The organism is Levilactobacillus yiduensis, from assembly GCF_024718525.1.
GTDB classification, from domain to species: domain Bacteria; phylum Bacillota; class Bacilli; order Lactobacillales; family Lactobacillaceae; genus Levilactobacillus; species Levilactobacillus yiduensis.
The window spans coordinates 123,640-144,323 of sequence record NZ_JAMXAZ010000001.1 but is presented as its reverse complement, the minus strand read 5'-3'; the positions used below and the strand labels follow the sequence as shown (position 1 = coordinate 144,323).

Here is a 20,684-nt window from a genome sequence, read left to right as displayed (position 1 = left end):
AGGATGCTTGTAATTGATAAGTATGCGTACACCAATCGCATCGTGGGTTGGTCACCACAGCGCAAAGCAATGTTTTGGTTACTAGGGATGGTGATTGCATTTCAGCCGCTCCTATGGCTAAAACCAATTTTACTGGTGCTCGTTGCGTGGAACACGATGTACCTGACACAGGTCTCGTTTCATCAATATCTAAAGTGGTTTTACGCAATCATTCCTTTTTTGCTCTTGAGTATCGTGGGTATCGTCTTCACGGTATCTCATGATGCACGTACCATTTATGGGCCAGTACATCTGTTTAATCTGTATTGGGGTGTATCTCGTAGCATGTTGCCCCAGGCGCTGCGAATTACCTTGCAGGCGCTGACAGCAATTGTTTGCACCTACTGGTTCGCATTGACTACCCCGTTTCAACAGATTATTGCCTTTTTGAAATGGCTGCATTTACCCAATATTTTAATCGAAGAAACGATGTTGATGTACCGCTTCATTTTTATCTTTGTTGAGGCGTTTGAGCAAATTCATCAGGCCCAAAAGCTCCGGTTTGGTTACGATAATATTCGATTGATGATTCACTCCTCAGGCATTTTAGCGAAGATGCTGTTTGAACAAGTCATGGTCAATTATCAGAATATGACTTACGCGCTAGACGCAAAGTTGTATGACGGAGAATTTTACGTGAAAGGTCGGGAGAAAAAGTGATTGAATTACAGCATATAAGCTTTGACTATGACAGTCACCGTGAAATTTTGCATGATATTTCATTAAAGCTGGGCCAACCGAATCAAAATGTCATTGGGTTGATTGGGCCTAATGGCTCGGGTAAGTCGACATTGTTCTTAAATTTGGTCGGCGTACTGAAGCCAACCGGTGGCAAAATTCTTGTGGATGACCAACCGATTCGGTATACCAAGCGTGGCCTAAATAAGTTGCGCAAGAAAATCGGCATTGTTTTTCAAAATTCCGATCAACAGATCTTCTATTCAATCGTTAAAGATGATATTGCTTTTGCCCTACACAACTTAAAGTTGCCGCAAGATGAAATTGATCGCCGGGTAACACAAGTGCTTAAGGAGCTAGACATTGAAGACTTGCGCGATCGGCCAATCCAATACCTCAGTGGTGGGCAGAAGAAACGAGTGGCGATTGCGGGTATCCTGGTCTTGCATTCAGAATGGCTATTATTGGATGAACCGACTTCGGGGTTGGACCCCGACGGACGGAAGCGCATGTTGATTCTGATTAAGAAACTCATTTCGCGGGGGCAGAAGATTATTCTTTCCAGTCATGACATGGATTTCATGTATGAGATTGGCGATTACTTCTACTTGTTAAATAATGGTCAAATTGTCAAAGAAGGCACTAAAGATAAAGTCTTTGCTGACGAAAACTTACTGAATCAAAGTAAATTGGAGCAACCCTGGTTGGTGAAACTTCATCAGCAGTTGGGATTACCACTGTATTTCAGTCCAGAACAATTATTTGAAGATCACCGTCTTCAGGTGAATTTGCATACAGCGTTAACGGGAAGGGAGATGTCTGAATGACTGAATCAATCATGTTTCAGGGAACGGCGTCTGACTCCGGCAAAAGCTGGGCGGCGGCCGCCCTTTGTCGCGTTTTGAAACAAAGAGGTCTAAAGGTGGCACCGTTCAAGTCGCAGAATATGGCATTGAATTCATTTATCACGGAAAAGGGTGATGAGATGGGGCGCGCTCAGGTCTTTCAGGCCGAGGCCGCCGGCGTTAAACCCGATCCGCGGATGAATCCAGTTTTGTTAAAACCATCCACAGATCAAGACTCCCAAGTAATTGTTATGGGCCACGTCCTAGCTGATATGAGCGCTGTAACCTATCACAATTACAAGCCAAAGTTAAAGCCAAGGGTTAAAGCGATTTATGAGAATCTAGCCGCAGAGAATGATGTCATGGTTTTGGAAGGGGCTGGTAGTCCTGCCGAAATCAATCTGAATGACCGGGACATCGTGAATATGGGGATGGCGGAGATGGCCCATTCCCCGGTGATTTTAGTGGCTGATATTGATAAAGGCGGTGTCTTTGCCGCTATCTATGGCACGATTAAGCTCTTACCAGAAGCGGATCAGAAACGGGTAAAAGGCATTATTATTAATAAATTCCGCGGAGATAAGCGTTTGTTAGTGTCTGGCAATAAGATGATTGAGAAGCTTACGGGTATCCCGGTCATTGGGGTTCTCCCGATGGCCGATGTCGATTTAGATGAAGAGGATAGTGTCGCGTTGACCCGGAAACCACGGCAACGTGACCAAAGTAAGGCGTTGGATGTTGCCGTTATCGATCTCGCTAAAATTTCTAATTTCACGGACTTTCACAGTCTAGAGATTCAACCGGATGTCTCTGTTCGTTACGTCCGCTACCCAGACGAATTGGAAACACCAGACCTGTTGATTATTCCAGGCAGTAAAAATACCAACGAGGATTTGCGGGTGCTTAAAGAAACGGGATTCGACACAGCAATTTTGCGCGCACACCAACGTGGCAGCATGGTCGCAGGCATTTGTGGTGGGTACCAGATTCTGGGGCAACAACTACGTGATCCAGATGAAATTGAATCGATGATCATGCACCAAGCGGGACTGGGATTGCTAGATACAAAGACAGTCTTCAACCATGTTAAGACCACAACGCAGGCCATTGCTCAGAAGGGGCATTTACAGCTTAAGGGTTATGAGATTCACATGGGAACGACGACCTTGGGACCTAATGCAAAACCATTTGCGCAGATTATCCGGACAAATGGTGAGCCAACGAACCGACTGGATGGTGCAGTGGCGATTGATGGGACCGTCTGGGGGACTTACCTCCATGGCATTTTCGATAATACGAAATGGACGCGTCAGTTGTTGAACCAATTGCGACAGGTTAAGGGGCTGGCCCCACTGGTAGACACGTCGCTGCCCCTAAGTGCGTATAAAGAAGAACAATACAATCGATTGGCGCAGGTGTTTACGGAGAATATTGATATGGCGGAACTTGACCGTATTTTAGCCGAGTCAGCAGGTCCACAAATGGAGGGCGACAAATGAAAAAGCCATATCCAGTGATGCTGAACTTGGCCCATAAGTCAGTTGCCGTTATTGGTGGTGGCCAAGTTGCGGCACGTAAGATTAAAGGATTGTTGTCAGTACAAGCTGATGTAACGGTCATCAGCCCAGCAATCAGTCCCCAAATTGACGTGCGACGGGTTCATTGGCTAGCACACGGCTATCAACGAGCAGATGTGGATCAAATGGCTTTAATCATTGCTTGTACGGATGATCCAGTGGTTAATCAACAGGTTGTCGATGAAGCAGATAGCCTACAGTGGGTGAATAATACCAGTGATCAAACACAATCGGACTTTTTTAACGTTGCCATTGTCCGAGAAAATGGCATCATGGTATCGGTCTCGACGAATGGTAAGTCACCAACGTTAGCGAAAAAAATCAAGAAGCAATTACAGGGGTGGTTGCAACAAAATTTTGGAAATCATGAAAGGAGTTAATGGAAATGTACATGATGTGTGTGAGTCTGAATTATCATCGACTACCCGTCAAATTGCGTGAACGCTTCGTTTTCGATAAGGCTGTGTTGCCAAAGGCCAATCGGGAACTTAATCAAGAAAAAAGTATTTTGGAAAATGTTATTTTGGCGACATGTAATCGGACTGAGATCTATGCCGTTGTGGATCAGATACATACGGGCCGCTACTATATCAAGCGATTTATTGCGGGTTGGTTTAACTTGACCGTCGAACAGCTGGACGATTATGCGGTGGTCCAAGTTCAAGAGCAGGCCATCACACAATTACTTCGCGTGAGTGCAGGACTGGATTCGCAAATTAAAGGTGAGCCGCAAATCCTAGGTCAGGTTAAACGTGCGTTTGCAGTCGCCCAGCAGGAGAAAACCACAGGGGTAATGCTTAATCATTTATTCCGGCAGGCTGTGACATTTGCCAAGCGGATGCATACGGAATACCGGGTAAGTGAATTTGCTCAGACATCTAGTCAGGCGGGGCTTCATCAGATCAAGGTGCAATTGGGGACGTTAAAAGGGAAAAAGCTAGCGGTGATCGGCATTGGTGAAATCGGGCAACAAGTCGTTCGAAATGCCAGTACTATGGGATTTGACCGTATTACGATCGTTAACCGGCATGCGGACAAAGCACGAAAAATTGCGATGGAAAATGCCGGTTCAGTGACCAGTGCGCCGTGGGAAACGTTAGCGACAACGCTGCAGGATAGTGATGCTGCCATCTTAGCCACTGCAGCACCACAGCCGGTCATTCGAACTGCCCAAATCACGCCTGCAAAAAATTTGATTTTAGTCGACTTGGGAATGCCCCGCAATGTTAAGATGGATGAAGGAAACGCTGCCATTGCGTATTATGACATTGATCATTTGAGCGCCATCGTTTCCGCTAATGAGCAGCGTAAACAGGAAATGTTTACGCGGATGGAAGCGGCTGTGGCGCCAGAAATCACGGCATTCTTTGCTTGGCAGAAGCAGTTACATATTGTGCCGGTCATTCGTACGCTCAGGGAGCACGCCTTGAAAGTGGAGAGCGTTTCTTACGACGGGCTGTTGCGGCAGCTTCCTGAATTAAACGCACACGAACGAAAGGTCATCAGCAAGCATATGAAAGGAATCATCAATCAAATGATTAAGGGCCCAATTAAAGAAATTAAGGAGTTGTCAGTGGATCCAACAGCCGCTGCAGACATTAACTTCTTTTGCCAAATCTTTGGCCTGACACCAATTGAAACGGAAGGACAGAAAGTGCATGAAGGATAAAGTGATCGTGGGGAGCCGGCAAAGTAAGCTGGCTTTAGCCCAAACACAGTTAGTCATTGCGCAATTACAAGCCCAATTTCCCCAAGTGGTCTTCGAAATTAAGAAGATCGTCACCCAGGGTGATGTAAATCTAAAAGATAGCTTACAGAAGATTGGGGGCAAGGGTGTCTTTGTTAAGGAAATCGAGCATGAACTTCAGACTGGAGAGATTGATTTTGCCGTTCACAGCTTGAAGGATGTTATGCCAACGCTTCCTGACGACTTGATGCTGGGGGCCATCCCCAAGCGCAACTCACCGTATGACTGCTTGATTAGTCGTGCGCCCTTAAAGCAGGTTACTGATCTGCCACAGGGCGCACGTGTCGGGACCAATAGCTCTCGCCGGCAGGGGCAATTACTGCACTTACGGCCGGACTTGGAAATCGTCCCGATTCGTGGAAACATCGATACCCGCGTTAAAAAAATTGAGACGGAGAACCTGGATGCAGTGGTTTTGGCTGAGGCCGGTCTGAATCGGTTGACGGTGGATCTTAGTGGAAAACATCGCCTGTCGCTACGGGATGTCTTATTACCAGCGATGGGACAAGGTGCTATGGCCATCGAATGTCGACGAGCGGATCAGGAAGTGCAAGACTTGTTGCAGGCCATCAATGATCCGCACAGTGCGGCTTGCGTGGGGGTTGAGCGTGAATTTCTGCGAGCGATTGGCGGGACGTGTACCTTCCCAATCGGGGGGTATGCCATTGTCGCGGGCGAACAGGTCAACTTTGAAGGCTTGATTGCTTCGCCGGATGGTCAACACCTACTGCGAGAAACTAAACAAGGTGTCTTAGCTGATCATCTAGGTAAAATCGTTGCAGCAGACTTATTAGCACAAGATAAATTTGGCATTATGAAAGGGAGTCAACAATAATTATGGTTACTTTTGATCGTCATCGTCGTTTACGGAGCAGTGCAGCTATGCGGGATTTGGTGCGTGAATCGCATTTGTTAAAATCGGATCTGATCATGCCGGTGTTTGTAGATGCTAACATCAAAGATCGAAAAGAGATTTCTTCAATGCCTGGCGTCTTCCAATTCAGTCTGGACAGCATTCTGGATGAAGTGAAGACCATTGTTGATTTGGGTATCGAAGCGATTATCTTATTCGGGTTACCAGATCACAAAGACGAAGTCGGGACTGGTGCCTGGGAAGACAATGGTATCGTTCAAGCGGCTACACGAAAGATCAAGGCTGCTTACCCTGACTTGATTGTGATTGCGGATACCTGCCTTTGCGAATACACCAGTACTGGGCACTGCGGTATCGTGAAGAACGGGGAAGTCTTAAATGACGAGTCTTTGACTTACATTACGAAGACAGCTGTCAGCCAAGTTCGTGCAGGAGCCGATATTATCGCGCCGTCTAACGCCATGGATGGTTATGTGGCTAGCATTCGTGCCGGCTTGGACGAAGCTGGCTTCAAGAACACACCGATCATGTCCTATGCTGTTAAGTATGCGTCAGCCTTTTATGGCCCATTCCGGGATGCTGCTAACAGCGCACCAGAATTTGGTGATCGTAAGGGGTATCAAATGGATCCAGCTAACCGTTTGGACGCCATGCGTGAAGTTGTCAGTGACGAAAAAGAAGGGGCCGATTTTGTGATGGTCAAGCCATCCATGGCCTTCCTAGATGTTATGCGGGAAATCCGAGATCATACGATCCTACCACTCGTTGCTTACAATGTTTCTGGAGAGTACGCCATGATCAAGGCGGCCGCTCAGAATGGGTGGATCGATGAAGATAAGATCGTGAATGAAACGTTGGTCGGCATGAAGCGAGCAGGTGCTGATTTGATCATTACTTACTTTGCAAAAGATGTTGCTCGGCGGATGAATCAAGGAGGAGAAGTCAATGCGCTCGATTAAAAAGTCACAAGCAGCCTTTGCCCGGGCTAGTCAACTCATGCCAGGAGGTGTCAACAGTCCGGTGCGCGCCTTTAAAAATGTTGGTGGTGATCCCTTATTTATTAAGAAGGGGAAAAATCAATACATTACAGATATTGATGACAATACGTATATTGATTACGTCCTGTCCTGGGGGCCACTGGTATTAGGCCATGCTGATGATTATGTGATTGATCAGTTAAAATCAGCAGCTGAACGTGGGACTAGTTATGGGGCACCAACGGAATTGGAAACACAATTGGCCGAAGACATTCAAAAGATTGTGCCCTCAATGGAAATGATGCGGATGGTCTCTTCCGGGACTGAAGCAACGATGAGTGCCATTCGCTTAGCACGTGGCTATACCCATCGTGATAAAATTGTGAAATTCATTGGTAATTACCATGGTCACAGCGATTCACTGTTAGTTGATGCGGGGTCTGGACTCGCCACCTTTGGCATTAACACGTCACCTGGTGTGCCAGATGAATTCGCGCTGGATACCTACACGGTGCCATACAATGATATTCCTGCCATCGAACAACTCTTTGCCCAACACGGTAAAGAAATTTCTTGCATCATCGTTGAGCCCGTGGCCGGTAATATGGGTGTCATTCCTGGAACGATGGACTTCTTGAAGACTCTGCGGCGATTAACGACAGACAATGGGGCATTGTTGATTTTTGATGAAGTTATGTCTGGATTCCGTGCAGGCTATCATGGCGTTCAAGGGTTGACGGGTATCGTCCCAGACCTCACAACGCTAGGCAAAGTCATTGGCGGTGGATTGCCAGTCGGCGCCTTTGGCGGTCGGCGAGATATCATGGAAGAGATCACGCCTGAAGGTAAGATTTACCATGCTGGGACGCTGTCTGGGAATCCATTAGCGATGACGGCGGGCATTAGTACGATTCATCAACTAAATCCAGATGTTTACGTTGCCATGGATAAGAAGGTTACTCGTTTGACGGCAGGCATTAAGGCCGCTGCCGATAAACACGGTGTGCCAGTGACAGTTCATCATGTTGGCACGATGTGGAGTTACTTCTTTAATCCCGGTCCCGTCAACAACTTTGATGACGTGAATCAAAGTGACGTTGCCTTCTTTGCACGATTCTTTAAGGAACTGCTGAACCAGGGCATTTACACAGCACCTTCACAGTACGAAACGAATTTCTTGTCAACCAAGCATACGGATGCTGACATTGAACGGACCATTGCGGCGTTTGATGCGGCGTTTGATGTGGTTACGGCTCATGACTAATGCACAGCAATACCGTGATGTGACCAGGCTACCATTAGATGCCACTCATGAATTAGTGATTGCATGTGATAGCAGTGCTGGCATTGGCTTGAAGCAAGATGATCAAGTGACGGTTGCGCCAACCACTATGGCGGCCTTTACGATTCGCGTGCCGTTATTGGAGCTGTTATGCCTCGGTGCGCAACCATTTGCTGCGGTGGACACCGTGGGCAACGAAATGTTGCCTACGGGTCAGAAGGTCATTCAAGGAATTCGCAGTGAATTGGCACTGGCGGGCCTCGCTGATCTGCCGTTGAATGGCAGTACTGAAGATAATATGACGACCCTGACAACATCAGTAGGGGTGACATTATTAGGAAAATTGCGGCACGACGCATTACTGCCAGCAACGACTGAGGCTTTGGAAATTTTTCAGTTAGGCCAGCCCTACGTCGGCAATGAAGTAGTGGCGCATTTGGCCGAAATCTTCTCGTACGAGTCGGTGCGGCAAATACGGGCGTTCACTGGCGTACAAGACATGCTGCCGGTGGGGTCAAAGGGAATGGGTTACGAGATTGCCCAAATTAGCCGGACACAAGGCCATACGCGGTTGCAATGGCTGATTGATCGCAATGATCCCCGAATCACGGCTTCTGCGGGGCCGGCAACGGTTGTCGTCATTGCAGTTCGCCAAACGGCCGCAGCCGCCTTTGCGAAGGCCTTCCCTGAATTACCGCGGATTGCTAGGTTGGAGGGATAACGATGAGTAAACTGGTATTGGTAACGGGAGGCGCTAAGAGTGGCAAGTCTGCTTTTGCTGAAGCCCAAAGTCCCAGCGACCAGATTGTCTGTTATTTAGCCACTGGGGTGATGCAGCAGCCGGATGCGGAAATGACACTACGGATTCAGCATCATCAACAACGCCGACCGCATATTTGGGTGACAGAAGAACGATTTCAGCAAGTTCCGGAATTTATTAAGCAAAATAACTATGATCACTATTTGTTAGATGATGTGACCATGTTGACGACAAATAAGTTCTATGCAATTTTGGGTGAACAACTGACTGCTGATGGCGACTTTGATCGCTTGCTAGAACAAATGTCTAAAGAAGAGTTGGACAATATCCGCCAGACGATTTTAACGGAGTGGCACCAGATTGTGACAGCGGTTAGACAAAAGCAAACGACCATGGTCATGGTCACCAATGAAGTGGGGTTGGGCCTCGTACCGGCGACGAAGCAGGCACGGATTTTGCGTGATATTTATGGTGAAGTGAATCAGTTCTTAGCGCACGTTGCGGATGAAGTTTACTTTGTCATAAGCGGACTGCCACAACGCTTTAAATAGGAGGTCGCAATGATAAAGTCATTAATTTTGTTCTCACAATTTTTCACGCGGATTTATATTCCTGTGGAAATTGATGACGTTACGAATAAGTTTAAAACAAGCATTCAGTACATTACCTTGTTTGGTTTCTTATTGGGGATTCTGGAAGCTTTAGTCTTTGGTGGATTGAGCCTAGTTTTTCCAATTTGGTTGTCATGGTGTTTCTTTTGGGTGTTGGATGGCTTCGTCACGGGAGGTTTTCACCTAGATGCCTTGGCAGATACAGCTGATGGACTCTTTTCTTCGCGGACCACTGATCGCATCTTTGAGATTATGAAGGATAGCCGATTAGGCACAATGGGCAGCCTGGCTCTGCTGTATTTCTATATGGCCGTGATTGGTTGTGGCATTGCGTTGAGTGCGTATCTCGATCTGTGGACCATGATGGCTTTAGCAGCCATTATGATCATGTTAACCAAGACCGGGGTGTCCTTATTGTTCTACAAAATGATCTATGCTGGAAGTAAGGGCGGCTTGGCCAGTATTTGGACAGGCGTAAAAACTTGGCGGGTCATCGTTGCCCAGCTCTTTTCCATCATTGTCATTGGTGCTGCTTTGCAGTGGCAGGGGATCGTTGGCTACGTGTGCGTGGTTGTGGTTGCTTGGCTCTATCGGCACCACATCATTCGTATCATGGGTGGCTTTTCCGGCGACACAGTAGGGGCATACGCGAATCTTGCACAAGTTGTGTTCCTGTTGGGCTACTTGGTGGCCGTGAGGTTCTCCTAATGAAATTATTTGTTGCTCGTCATGGTGAGACGGCTTACAATCGTCAGAAAAAGTTTTATGGCAGTGATGACGTACCGCTCGACAGTCAAGGGGAAAAACAGGCACAGATGCTGGCACGCAAGCTTACTGATGTGCCACTGACGCAGTTAGTACGTAGTCAGATGAGACGGACGGAGCAGACCTTACGTCCCGTTGCGATCCAACATCCGGCGGTGCCTGTGACGGTGTATTCAGAACTGAATGAAAAAGGTTTTGGAAATTGGGAGGGGTTGGATGCTGATGAGATTCAGGCAAAGGACCCATTGAATTGGCAAAAATGGCTGAACGAGCCGTTGACGTTCACCCCGCCGACAGTCGAAAGCTTTGCGGTGTTTAAACGCCGCGTCGCAGCAGGAATGGCGAGGGTCCTGGCCAATGCGCAGCCCAATGACCAAATCCTCCTGGTGGCGCATCTAGGGACGTTACGGGTGATGCATCAATTACTATGCAGCCCCAAAACTAATTTTTGGGATATTCATTTTGACGCAGGCACTTATTCTTACTATGAGGTTATCGGAAAAAGTATCGTGTTAAAAAAGTTAAACGTATAAGGAAATGGGACAATGGCATTCTTATTGACGTATCCACGAGATCAAGTACCACCAGATCTACAGACTAAGCTAGAAGCCTTGCAGCCGACTTTTTACTGTCCTTGTCGGGTGCTGACGGCAACACTCCTTACGCCGACAGATCAAGAAAAGATTAGAACCAGTACTGATTTAGTCTTGACGAGCCAATTTGGCATTCATGTGTATTTACAACAGTTGATGACGCTGAACGAAACGGCAACGCTACACGTGTTAAGCAAGAAAGCGGCGAATTACCTGGTCGGTCGGGTGGCTAACCCGATTCAAATTGCGACGGTCGAATCCCAGCAGGGGCTAGCCACACAGCTCGCGGGACTGGGACCAAATCGACGTATTTGTTGGTTGTTGGGTAATCTGGCACATCGAAGCGAGTCGATTCGTGCGGATGCAGTTATGACGATTTATCGGAACGACTGGCCAGTAGACGCTAATCAACAGGTTGTCCAACAACTGAAAGATAGTCAAATCACGCAAGTCTTGGTGACGAGTCCTAGTAATTTTGCTGGATTGCGGCAGGTTCAAGCGAAACTTTCACCGGAGACTTTTTCACGAGCAACCTATTATGTGTTGGGCCATACCAGTGCGGCCGTAATCCAGTCTGCCCAATTGCCTGTCGTGATGCCAAGCCAACCGCATGATGTGCTCCGGCAAATGATTAACAAGATGTGCGCCGCAGCCGAGTAGTCAGTTAGTCGTCAGCGCAGTTGGTGCATTAAAAAAGAGAGTGGGCCAAAAGGCGGTTAGCTGGCGAGCATTAAGGCTGATAAGCGGATAATCCCGGGTTTGGATTGTTTGCTTATCAGTTTTAAGCGGAACCAGCTGCCTTTTGGCCCAGGTTTCAACACCAGATATTCGGAGACACAAAGGGCCCGAGACTTTTGTCCCAGGCCCTTCTTTGACCACTAAGCTGAAAAAGTATTGATTTAAAACGTTTTCAACAACTTGACTGAAACAGGTGTTACCGAGGCTCAAAACCGTATGCTAGCCCGAAAAATCAATAAATATTGGTCGTGTAGATCCATTGCACGACGGAACAATTGGCAATTAGAACTTCGCTAGCAGGGGTTGATGGCTGGCGGCCGTCAACTAGGTATACCCAACCACGCTGATGGGGGATGTTCGTTAAGCCATTGATTGACTGAATATAGGGATAACCGTTTGATAATTGCGTTAGCGATTTGATATGGTGCGTGGTCAAATACTGTTTGGTCAAATCATAGACGGAGTCGGAATCAGAACAAGTGACAGGTCGGGCGATGGTATATACCGTAGAAGTATTGCCATTTTGCAAGCGGTACTTAGATGGGGTAATCCCAGTACGCTGCTTAAATACCCGCGTAAAATAACTGGTCTGTGAAAACCCCAAGGCGGTGGAGATGTCCTGGATAGATTGTTCTGTTGTTAACAGCAGTTCTTGGGCGAAAACAATCTTTCTAATCATCACATAGTCACCAAAGTTAACGTTGAGAACTTGTTTAAAGAGGCGGCTCAAGTAAGAGGTAGACAGGAAGGCGTACTGAGCAGCGTCTTCGAGGGAAAAGGACTTAGTCAAGTGATTCTCGATGAATTGGATGGTTTTGGAGATTATCCGTTGGGTCGCATCTTGTGTTGGGGCATGAACGACTTCTACGTCCTCATTTACTGTGGTGGATGGGGCAAGATGCGGTTGGAGACTGAGCTCATTGTCAGTGGTCGGTTGCAGAATCTGGTTGAATTGATAGTTTAATAAGAGTTCTTGTCTTTGGGATAAGGCAGCCCAAACGTTGACCGGAATATGTGATTCAAATGCTGTGCCAATGATGCGTTCAAGGTACCGGCGGCAAAGTTTAATGCGTTGCGGGAGAAGATTCTTATTTTCACAGACAACAAAACCAATGAGTTCATGGTCGACTGCTAAAGGGAAAAAGATGGGGTGCGGAAAGTGGACGCTGAATTGAGATTCTTTAAACGACGTGTAGACGGTTTGGTTATGGACAAACAGCCCGTCAAGATTGAAAAAGACCGCTGATATTTGTGACAGCTTAACAAAGTCGTCAAGGGCGGTTGATATTTTGTCTAATGTTTTTTCACTGGTAAGCTGGTTGGACATGCAAAAGGCTCCTTGTAAATAGCGGAAGAGGATAGTTAATTTTTAATAGGATTTACTTAATGACCGAATGAGTCGATACGAATAGCTAACGACGGGAAAATAGACGTCAGCAAGGAGAGAGGCAGGATGACGGTACTTTATTTTGTTCGCCACGGTCAGACGTGGGCAAATGAACAAGGAATCAAGCAAGGCATGCTCAATGATGACCGTACAAAACTAACGGTTCAAGGGCAGCTACAAATGCAACGGTTACAGCAATCCCTAACGATGGTTGGCGTTGATCGGATTATTTGTAGCCCGTTACAACGTGCCAGAGAATCAGCGGCCATCCTGAATCAAACGAGACAGGTGCCTCTCCTAGTTGATGATAAGCTGGCAGAACTGTCCTATGGTACGGGGGATGGGTTGGAAACCCGTCAGTTATTGCATCAACACCCAGCGTGCTTTGACCCGCACACACAGGATATTCGGGTCGTCCCCGCACCAACTTTGCGGTATAAAAGTGAACAGATTGAGACGTTTTTAACAGAGGTGACGCAGAAATATCCTGATGAAAGCTTACTCATCGTGACGCATGGGTGGACAATTAAAATGGTGCTATGTATGGCGTTATCCGGGGGTGAGGCGCAGGGCATCATGGATCCAGATAACGCGAGTGTTACGAAAATTACGACGGATGGTCAAAGTGAAACTTACTATTTAGATTATTATAATCGTTGTGTCCAAGCAAAGTTCTAGCCAAGAATATCATTGTGGGTGAAAGCTACTGATGGCATCAAACCACCTGCAAGTCCAGCACCCAATTATCCGCTTGCTTATTCTTGTTGATCTTCGCTGGGTCATTGACCAAATCATCATTGACCTTAACCACAGTGCCGGCGTATGGCGTTTTGAAATTTTCCACGGCCTTGTCGCTTTCGACTTCTAAAATGTCGTCGCCGGCGGCCAGAACGTCTTCACTCAAGATGGGCAGGTCGGCGAAGCTGATGTCGCCGATCTGTTCGAGGGCGTCGCTGGATAATCCCAGGCGGTAGTGACCCTGGTCGCGTTGTTCCAGCCAGACCCCATCTTTCACCGTGATTGCTGGTGCGGCTGGTGTTTTGTCACCGCGGAACCAATTAATGAGGCGTTGCCAAAATGATTGTTGTGCAGCCATGATAGAATTCCTCCCTAGTATGTCGTGTTTAACATCTAGTATACCCTTTCCATGTAACCGCTGACAATAACTTGCTCACGGGCACGGAAAGTTGTTGCTACAGGTGGCTTATGCTACACTGAAAATAATTTCATTCGGTGGTCAACTGCTGCCGATGTTTAAGCGTGAAGGGAGCGTTACCCAAAATGTTTTTAATCGATACCAGCCGTAATGGCCAAGTGGTCACCGATGCCATCGTTAATCAGTCAATCGACAATTACCTCGTGAACGACCTGAAATTGCCGGGTCACGGCCTCATGATGTACGTCAATCAGCCAGCCGTCATCGTCGGCATCAACCAAACCGTGGGTGCCGAGGTGGACTTCCATTACCTAGACCAACACCATGTGCAACTGGTGCGGCGGACGTCCGGTGGGGGCGCCGTCTACCATGACGAGCGTAACCTGATTTTTGAGCACATCATCAATGGTGATCCGCAAGATGGGTCCAAATTTGGCGACTACACGGTCTTTGCTGAACCCGTTTTGCGGGCGCTCAAGGCCATGGGTGTCGCCGACCTGGGCATCAGTAACAAGAGTGCCTTGACGGTCGCTGGCAAGAAATTTTCCGGCATGACCATGTTCAAAAACGGTGACGGTTACGCGGCCGGTGGCACCATCATGTACGACCTGAACGTCGATGCTGCCCACGCGGCGCTCTTGCCCGCCAGCGAGCGGCCACACCGGGGCGTGGATTCCAACCGCGTTCCCATCACTAATCTGCGGCAATACCTGGCCCCGGCATACCAAGATCTGGACATTCAGGCCTTCAAGGAAGCCTTGCTGTGCCACATCTTTGAGGTCGACCGGTTAGACCAAATCGACACGTACCACCTGACCGACCACGACTGGGCGGTTATTGACCAACGCCTGGCGGAAAAGTACAATACCGATGCCTGGAATTATGGCGCCAATCCGGGATTCCGCGAATATGAAAAGCTCACGGTCGCCAAGGGTCAATTGCACGTGAACTTCACGCGTCACGCCGGCAAATTGCGGACGGCCATGCTCTTTGGCGCGGTTGGCACGCCAGCGGAACTTCACGCCATTTCAGAGCAGCTGACGGGTATCGATGCCACGCCTGAAGCAGTCGGTGCGGTGCTCCAACAACCAGAGACGGTTGCCATCTTGGGTGAAGACGCCATTGCGCCGGTCACCGCGATTCTAACGGGGGAGGCGCACCAATGAAGGCCAAGTACGACGTGAATGTCTACAGCGGCGTACCGGTCGAGACCAACGCCTCCGGCCAGTACGAAATCAAACGCGATCCGGATGGCAGCTTCAAGCTCCACGACTGGCGAACTGGCCGCCACAGCAAGGGCAAGTTCAAGGGCGTTGGCCAAATATTCTTGACCGAAAACAACCTGCGCGTGGCCGTCATCGTCGCGCACCCGCTGGATTATAAGCAACGGCACGACTACACGCCGATGCAACGGCTGACTAGCGAGTTTGTCAGCGAGGACCTGGTCCAAACGGTCCGGCAAACGCTAGAGATAGACGACTGAGCGGCGTTGTTGTGGACAAGTTTGTGGATAACGCCATTTAAAGGAAACTAAAAGGGCAGCGCCTCACCGATTTCGGGTGGGACGCTGCCTTTAGTGTATTAGGGGTGCGAGTGTAAAAAGACCCAGTTGACAGGGATTCTGGCCATTAAAGTAGGTCGCATGCAACATCTGCGTCAACCAGAGATTCTGGTAGCTGCGGGGAGAACGCTCGCGACCTAAGAAGCGGTTTGACTGTGTTTGAAGCTTGGCAAACCCCGTCAATCTCCGAATACGCTTCACGACGTAAACTGAAGAAAACGGTCCTACTAACTTTGTGGATAAACTGCCAGGCAGCCGTGAGTGAGCTAAATTTGGACTCAGCCGTGGGAGTTTTCAAGTGACCTGCTTGGAAACTGGCGTCTTCGAGACGTGGTTTTCGGCTCGAAGCGAGGTTGAAGACCGCTCTTTGGCTTCGACCGGTCCTTCCCACAGCGTCACGATCCAAATTTGGCGAACGGTAAGGCGGCCAGCACGGACTACCTGGCGTTCAAGAACTAATCCTGTCGCCATAAGCCCTGGTGTCACAACTATCTAGCGACTTGCAAACTTTAGGGGCAAATCATTTCACAAAGTAGGCGCCCTTGAAGTTCGACTGCGTACCCACCGTATTGTACTGCACGCCGTTAAGCTTGGGGTTGATCAGGTACGTGCTGGCCGGCTGGAACAGCGGCGTGACGCCCTGATCTTTCATCAGCTCACCCTCGGCTTTCAGCAGTGTCTTCCAGCGCTGACTGTTGAAGGCCGGAGCATTGCTAGCCTGGGCGATCAGCTCATCGTAGCGCTCACTGAACCAGTAGCCGGTATTGGCGGCGTTGTCGCTGGTAAATAGGGCCAGCATGGCCAGTGGGTCGGCGTACTGCGCGTGCTGCGTGGTTAGCGCCAGGTCCGCGTTGGCCGGGCCATCCGCGCGATTGATGGTCCATTCACGCGTCTTAAGGTTGATGCGTAGCCCCGGGAGCGTGTGTTGCAGTTGGTCACGTAGCAGGGTTGCGATTTTCTTGCTGTAAGGCGCATCCAGGTAGCTCAACGACAGCGTCACGTGGTCGAGGCCGGCACGTTTACGCGCGGTGGCCCACTGTTTCTTAGCCAATTTAACGTTATACGTCAGCGTTTCTTGGTCCGGCTGGGCCGCCGCAAAGTCTGCCGTGCCCTTTTGCCCGCGACTGAGACCCGCCGGTACGACGCCTTGAGCGACTAGCGAAGTGTTGCCGTAAGAGTCCTGCCCCAACTGTTTGCGATTGATGGCGTGGGAAATTGCCAGCCGTGCGAGCCGTTGGTTCAAGAGGTGGTCGATGGTCGGATTCCGGCCCAACTGACGGTAGTTGAGCAAGACCATTTTCGAATACGGCCGCGCGGTGTAGGCCGCTTGCTTTTCGTACGATTTGATGTTGGTGATGCCAACCAGCCGCATTTCGTCTAGCGTCCCACGGCGGTAAGCCCGCCACATTTGCCGCGTACTATGGTAAACATCGACGTTGATGCGTTGCAAATAAACGTGCTCGCGGTCCCAGTAGTGGGGATTGGGGACCATGTGCCAGTGTCGGCGCGTGTTGCCCTCAGATGCGACCATGAATGGTCCGGCGTAGACCTGATACTGCGGTTTGGTGGCATAGCGCTTGCCGTATTTACGCGCGATGCGTTGGTTTTGCGGCCCGAACAGGGGAAATGTCAGCCGTTGTGGCAGTTCGGCCATGGGATGATCTAGGTGGACCACCAACGTGAACTTGGACGGTGCGCTAACGCCCAGCTGTGTGGACGGTAATTTGCCATCCAAAATCTTACGGGCATTCTTGATGCCGACGAACAGATCCGCGTTAGGCGCCTTGGTCGTCGGGGCCAGTGCCCGTTGCCAGGAGTAAACGAAATCCCGGGCCGTGATAACGTCGCCATTGCTCCAATAAGAATCTTTATAAAGGGTAAACGTATAGACCGTCTTATCCGCGTTGACGTGAACCTTTTTGGCCAGGGCCAACTGCGCCTGCCCCTCACCGGTCGCGGAGTAGAGGCCTTCAATCGTGTTATTCAGCCGCCCAAATTGGGACAGCTTGTCGGTATCCAAGGTGGTCAACGGCTGTGACGTGGCCAACGTGACGACTTGGCGTTTGGTCATGACCCCCTGGCTGTCGCTGGCGGATTCGGTCTCCGGCTGCATCTGACACCCAGCAGTCAGCCCCAATCCCAGTAACAAAATTAGTATAAAGCCCCAATGTTTCACGGTTACCACTCCTGTATCTGATAGTCTTCTTTAAAAGTAATTTTATGTAATGGTGTCTGTCATGCGGTTGCTGGTCGCCTTGCCGTCCGTCAAATATGAGCGGAAACGTGGCGGGCAGACCGGGTCAAAGACGTGAGGCGCGCCGGAAGCTGTGTCTCCAAAACTCCGGGTTGCCAGTAAAGTAACTTGACGATTAATTAGGTTAGTACAGCAATCATTTATAAATTTTCAAGTATTAGTTCGTACAAATTATAGGCAGGTTCAGTTTACTATGAGTAAACGAGCCACCAATGTAGCCGGAGTTCGACCAATATGGGCTCAGCCGTGGGAGTTCCCTTAGCGGCGGGTTTGGCCGGTTAGGGAGCTGGCGACTTTGAGACGTGGTCTTCGGCTCAAAGCGAGGTAAAAGACCGCTTCTCAGGCTTTTGCCGTCCGCCCACCGCGTTCCGGCCCATATTGGTCGAACGGTAGGCGGCGGTACGCATCCATGTCGTAATCGATGGTATTCTTTCCTGATGATAGGGGACTAGACCAGCGGCGTCAAGGGTTACTTGTGGCGGGGAGCGGAATTCGTTAGAATAAGAAAAAACAAACGAGGAGGCGAGCTGATGGAAAACTGGTCAGCGGCCACGATCCGGGATTTCCGCCGGACATTATTGGCTTGGTATGATCAAGAGGGGCGCGACTTGCCCTGGCGACAGGACCACGACCCGTATCACGTGTGGGTCAGTGAAATCATGCTCCAACAAACGCAGGTCAACACGGTGATTCCGTACTATCAAAATTTCATGGCGACGTTTCCGACGGTGACCGACTTGGCAAATGCCGATGAGGGAACGCTGTTGAAGGCCTGGCAAGGGTTAGGCTATTATTCACGGGCCCGTAATTTGCAGCGAGCGGCTCGGCAGATCATTACGGATTATCATGGCAATTGGCCACGAACGGCTGCTGAGCTGACGGACCTGGTGGGTATCGGGCCTTACACGGCGGGTGCCATTGCCAGCATTGCCTTTGGTGAGGCGGTGCCGGCGGTGGATGGCAACGCATTTCGTGTCTTTGCCCGGCTCTTATTGATCGACGATGACATTGCCAAGCCACAGACACGCAAGGTGTTTGAGCAGGCCATCCAGCCCATCGTTGATCCCCAGCGGCCTGGTGCCTTCAACCAGGCCATCATGGATCTGGGGTCCAGCTACATGCGAGCCAAGAATTCCGACCCGGCTCACTCGCCAGTCAAGGCGTTTGATGCATCTTACCAAACGGGGCAGGTCGAAGCATTTCCGGTCAAGACTAAAGCACCGCGGCCCAAGCTGATGCCGTATTACGCGGTCATCGTCCACTCACCGGTCGGGTATTTGCTGGTTCAGCGCGATGCAACCCAGATGTTAACGGGTTATTGGACGTTTCCACTGCTTTTACAGGCCGATTTGACGCCTGAAAAGGCCACTGAGCCTAATGACTTGGCTCAGGACCTGGCGGCCATTACGCGGCAATTTAAAACGGATTACCAACTTGACTTGGATTTAACGGTCGTCGGTGGTCAGCCGGTGAGTCACACCTACACCCATCAACGGTGGCGGGTGAAATTACTGGTGGCCGAACTCCCGACGACGCCGTCATTGGCATTTTTCCCTGGGAAATGGGTGGCAGGGGCCGACATCGCGGCGTTGCCACTACCCAAAGTTCAGGAAAAAGTCATGACTAGATTTCAAAATCAGGGCTATCCGGACGCATTTGCCAAGAAATAGTTTCCGTTGTCGGCAAAAAGCTGTATGATTTAAGCAACAATCCCAGCACGGCGGAATTAATAAGAAGGAGCGATCAATTGTGCAAACAATTTTTGATGTGTTGAAGCATATTTCGGTGAATCACCAAGAAGTTGAGAGCCCGCAAGTCGTTGTGACTGATGCGGCTGGCAAGCCCAATGGCCTATTGACGGACCTATTACATGATTTAATGAATAATGCGCTGTTGTTCGTGACCTTGACCGAGTTGGCCTCCGCGGCGGATCTGATTGAACACCTGCGGACCCACACACCGCTGCCCGCGGACGTGTTGGCCGAGTACAGCAAGATTTTGACGGAACACTGCGAGGGTCTCAACTTTGCCCCCCAGAAAGGGCAAATCGAAATCATCGTGGCACGTTAGGAGCAGGCAAATGACAGATGAACAGTTGATTGAAACCATGCCGGGCGCCAATACAGCCCCACCGTTACTGTTGTTGCAGGGGACCGGTGGCACGAACCGAGAGATGCTGAACTTTGGTAGACGGTTGGCGCCACAGAGTCCGCTGATCACGATTGGTGGGCGCCAGGGTCAGGGCCAACAACGGCAATACTATTCGCAAACGGCAGCCGGGCCCGTCAATCCCCAGCAGATTGCCACGGAGGCTGACTGGTTAGGTCAGCAGGCGCAAGCCATCTGCCAGGAGAACCATTGGGACAGCAATCGGCTGGTCGTCGTGGGTTACTCCAACGGTGCGGCCATGGCGGCGTACGGCGTGCAAACGGGGCAATTGCCTGGGCAGGCGGCCTTATTGTTTCACCCCTTACTGTTGCCGGTAGCTCAGCCAGCTGCTCGGCCCGGCTATCACGCCTGGTTGTCAGCGGGGGCGCATGATCCCCTGGTGACGGTCGCCACGGTAAAAAAAGTTTTGGCAAATTTGGCGGCCATTGGCGTGGCCACGACGCTGGAAGAAACCGGCGGAACCCACCAGCTGACGCCGCAAGAGGTGCTGGCAGCACAACAATGGCTAATGGTAAACGCTTTATAGGGGTCCCAAAAAACATTTCAAAAAATAGCACTTTGCATTTGCTATTCTGGGAAATACCTGTTATCCTATGGTTAATGTATTTATGGTTCGGAAGTTTTAAAGGCTCGACGTTCTTTAAGAATGGCTCCTTTTTACCCCAGCTTTC

General features: G+C 49.7%; 22 protein-coding genes. 19 read left to right on the top strand and 3 right to left on the bottom strand.

Annotated features, from left to right (window positions below; genetic code table 11):
- Window positions 1-3: 3 nt before the first annotated feature.
- Genes cbiQ through NGM66_RS00670 form a run of 13 tightly spaced genes read left to right on the top strand, consistent with a single transcriptional unit; the run spans window position 4 to window position 11,408 of the window.
- A complete protein-coding gene (gene cbiQ, locus NGM66_RS00730; RefSeq protein WP_208908688.1) occupies window positions 4-699 on the top strand; it encodes a cobalt ECF transporter T component CbiQ in 696 nt (231 codons plus the stop codon).
- The gene (locus NGM66_RS00725) at window positions 696-1,544 is read left to right on the top strand and encodes an energy-coupling factor ABC transporter ATP-binding protein (protein WP_208908690.1); all 849 of its coding nucleotides are present in this window, start codon (window positions 696-698) and stop codon (window positions 1,542-1,544) included. Before cbiQ ends, NGM66_RS00725 begins: the two co-directional genes overlap by 4 nt.
- Window positions 1,541-3,061, top strand: coding sequence for a cobyric acid synthase (locus tag NGM66_RS00720; protein ID WP_208908693.1), 1,521 nt, complete (start codon window positions 1,541-1,543; stop codon window positions 3,059-3,061). Before NGM66_RS00725 ends, NGM66_RS00720 begins: the two co-directional genes overlap by 4 nt.
- The gene (locus NGM66_RS00715) at window positions 3,058-3,519 is read left to right on the top strand and encodes a precorrin-2 dehydrogenase/sirohydrochlorin ferrochelatase family protein (RefSeq protein WP_208908695.1); all 462 of its coding nucleotides are present in this window, start codon (window positions 3,058-3,060) and stop codon (window positions 3,517-3,519) included. The genes NGM66_RS00720 and NGM66_RS00715 overlap by 4 nt, the downstream gene beginning before the upstream one ends.
- A 14-nt stretch (window positions 3,520-3,533) precedes the next feature.
- On the top strand, window positions 3,534-4,808 hold the full coding sequence (gene hemA / locus NGM66_RS00710) for a glutamyl-tRNA reductase (RefSeq protein ID WP_308706584.1): 1,275 nt from the start codon (window positions 3,534-3,536) through the stop codon (window positions 4,806-4,808).
- Window positions 4,798-5,721, top strand: a complete 924-nt coding sequence (gene hemC, locus NGM66_RS00705) for a hydroxymethylbilane synthase (RefSeq protein ID WP_208908699.1) — start codon at window positions 4,798-4,800, stop codon at window positions 5,719-5,721. The genes hemA and hemC overlap by 11 nt, the downstream gene beginning before the upstream one ends.
- A 2-nt stretch (window positions 5,722-5,723) precedes the next feature.
- A complete protein-coding gene (gene hemB, locus NGM66_RS00700) occupies window positions 5,724-6,719 on the top strand; it encodes a porphobilinogen synthase (RefSeq protein WP_208908701.1) in 996 nt (331 codons plus the stop codon).
- The gene (gene hemL / locus NGM66_RS00695) at window positions 6,706-8,001 is read left to right on the top strand and encodes a glutamate-1-semialdehyde 2,1-aminomutase (protein ID WP_208908703.1); all 1,296 of its coding nucleotides are present in this window, start codon (window positions 6,706-6,708) and stop codon (window positions 7,999-8,001) included. Before hemB ends, hemL begins: the two co-directional genes overlap by 14 nt.
- The gene (locus NGM66_RS00690) at window positions 7,994-8,740 is read left to right on the top strand and encodes a hypothetical protein (RefSeq protein WP_208908705.1); all 747 of its coding nucleotides are present in this window, start codon (window positions 7,994-7,996) and stop codon (window positions 8,738-8,740) included. Before hemL ends, NGM66_RS00690 begins: the two co-directional genes overlap by 8 nt.
- 2 nt (window positions 8,741-8,742) lie before the next feature.
- On the top strand, window positions 8,743-9,330 hold the full coding sequence (locus tag NGM66_RS00685) for a bifunctional adenosylcobinamide kinase/adenosylcobinamide-phosphate guanylyltransferase (protein WP_208908707.1): 588 nt from the start codon (window positions 8,743-8,745) through the stop codon (window positions 9,328-9,330).
- 9 nt (window positions 9,331-9,339) lie between these two features.
- Entirely contained in the window at window positions 9,340-10,098 is a 759-nt protein-coding gene (locus NGM66_RS00680; RefSeq protein ID WP_208908710.1) for an adenosylcobinamide-GDP ribazoletransferase, read from the top strand.
- Entirely contained in the window at window positions 10,098-10,688 is a 591-nt protein-coding gene (locus NGM66_RS00675; RefSeq protein ID WP_208908712.1) for a histidine phosphatase family protein, read from the top strand. The genes NGM66_RS00680 and NGM66_RS00675 overlap by 1 nt, the downstream gene beginning before the upstream one ends.
- A gap of 12 nt (window positions 10,689-10,700) precedes the next feature.
- Window positions 10,701-11,408: a uroporphyrinogen-III synthase gene (locus NGM66_RS00670; RefSeq protein WP_208908714.1), complete on the top strand. Its 708-nt coding sequence runs from the start codon at window positions 10,701-10,703 to the stop codon at window positions 11,406-11,408.
- A gap of 310 nt (window positions 11,409-11,718) precedes the next feature.
- Here the strand turns inward: NGM66_RS00670 and NGM66_RS00665 are convergent, their stop codons facing one another.
- On the bottom strand, window positions 11,719-12,813 hold the full coding sequence (locus NGM66_RS00665) for a helix-turn-helix domain-containing protein (protein ID WP_208908716.1): 1,095 nt from the start codon (window positions 12,811-12,813) through the stop codon (window positions 11,719-11,721).
- Window positions 12,814-12,939: 126 nt separating this feature from the next.
- On the opposite strand from NGM66_RS00665, the gene NGM66_RS00660 reads away from it, so the two are divergent.
- A complete protein-coding gene (locus tag NGM66_RS00660) occupies window positions 12,940-13,551 on the top strand; it encodes a histidine phosphatase family protein (protein WP_208908718.1) in 612 nt (203 codons plus the stop codon).
- Window positions 13,552-13,588: 37 nt separating this feature from the next.
- Here the strand turns inward: NGM66_RS00660 and NGM66_RS00655 are convergent, their stop codons facing one another.
- Window positions 13,589-13,969 (bottom strand): glycine cleavage system H family protein, encoded by a 381-nt coding sequence (locus tag NGM66_RS00655; protein WP_208908720.1) that lies wholly within the window; start codon window positions 13,967-13,969, stop codon window positions 13,589-13,591.
- Window positions 13,970-14,154: 185 nt separating this feature from the next.
- Between NGM66_RS00655 and NGM66_RS00650 the strand changes: the two genes are divergently transcribed.
- Both NGM66_RS00650 and NGM66_RS00645 read left to right on the top strand, forming a co-directional pair.
- A complete protein-coding gene (locus NGM66_RS00650) occupies window positions 14,155-15,195 on the top strand; it encodes a lipoate--protein ligase family protein (protein WP_208908722.1) in 1,041 nt (346 codons plus the stop codon).
- Entirely contained in the window at window positions 15,192-15,512 is a 321-nt protein-coding gene (locus NGM66_RS00645) for a DUF7671 family protein (protein ID WP_208908724.1), read from the top strand. Before NGM66_RS00650 ends, NGM66_RS00645 begins: the two co-directional genes overlap by 4 nt.
- 598 nt (window positions 15,513-16,110) lie before the next feature.
- Here NGM66_RS00645 and NGM66_RS00640 read toward each other — a convergent pair.
- Window positions 16,111-17,766, bottom strand: coding sequence for a peptide ABC transporter substrate-binding protein (locus NGM66_RS00640; protein WP_245155313.1), 1,656 nt, complete (start codon window positions 17,764-17,766; stop codon window positions 16,111-16,113).
- A 608-nt stretch (window positions 17,767-18,374) separates the two neighbouring features.
- Here NGM66_RS00640 and mutY point away from each other — a divergent pair.
- From mutY to NGM66_RS00625, 3 genes are all read left to right on the top strand, one after another.
- The gene (gene mutY / locus NGM66_RS00635; RefSeq protein WP_208908726.1) at window positions 18,375-19,514 is read left to right on the top strand and encodes an A/G-specific adenine glycosylase; all 1,140 of its coding nucleotides are present in this window, start codon (window positions 18,375-18,377) and stop codon (window positions 19,512-19,514) included.
- A 79-nt stretch (window positions 19,515-19,593) separates the two neighbouring features.
- Window positions 19,594-19,914, top strand: a complete 321-nt coding sequence (locus NGM66_RS00630; RefSeq protein WP_208908729.1) for a hypothetical protein — start codon at window positions 19,594-19,596, stop codon at window positions 19,912-19,914.
- A gap of 10 nt (window positions 19,915-19,924) precedes the next feature.
- A complete protein-coding gene (locus tag NGM66_RS00625; RefSeq protein WP_208908731.1) occupies window positions 19,925-20,539 on the top strand; it encodes an alpha/beta hydrolase in 615 nt (204 codons plus the stop codon).
- The last annotated feature ends 145 nt before the right edge of the window (window positions 20,540-20,684 follow it).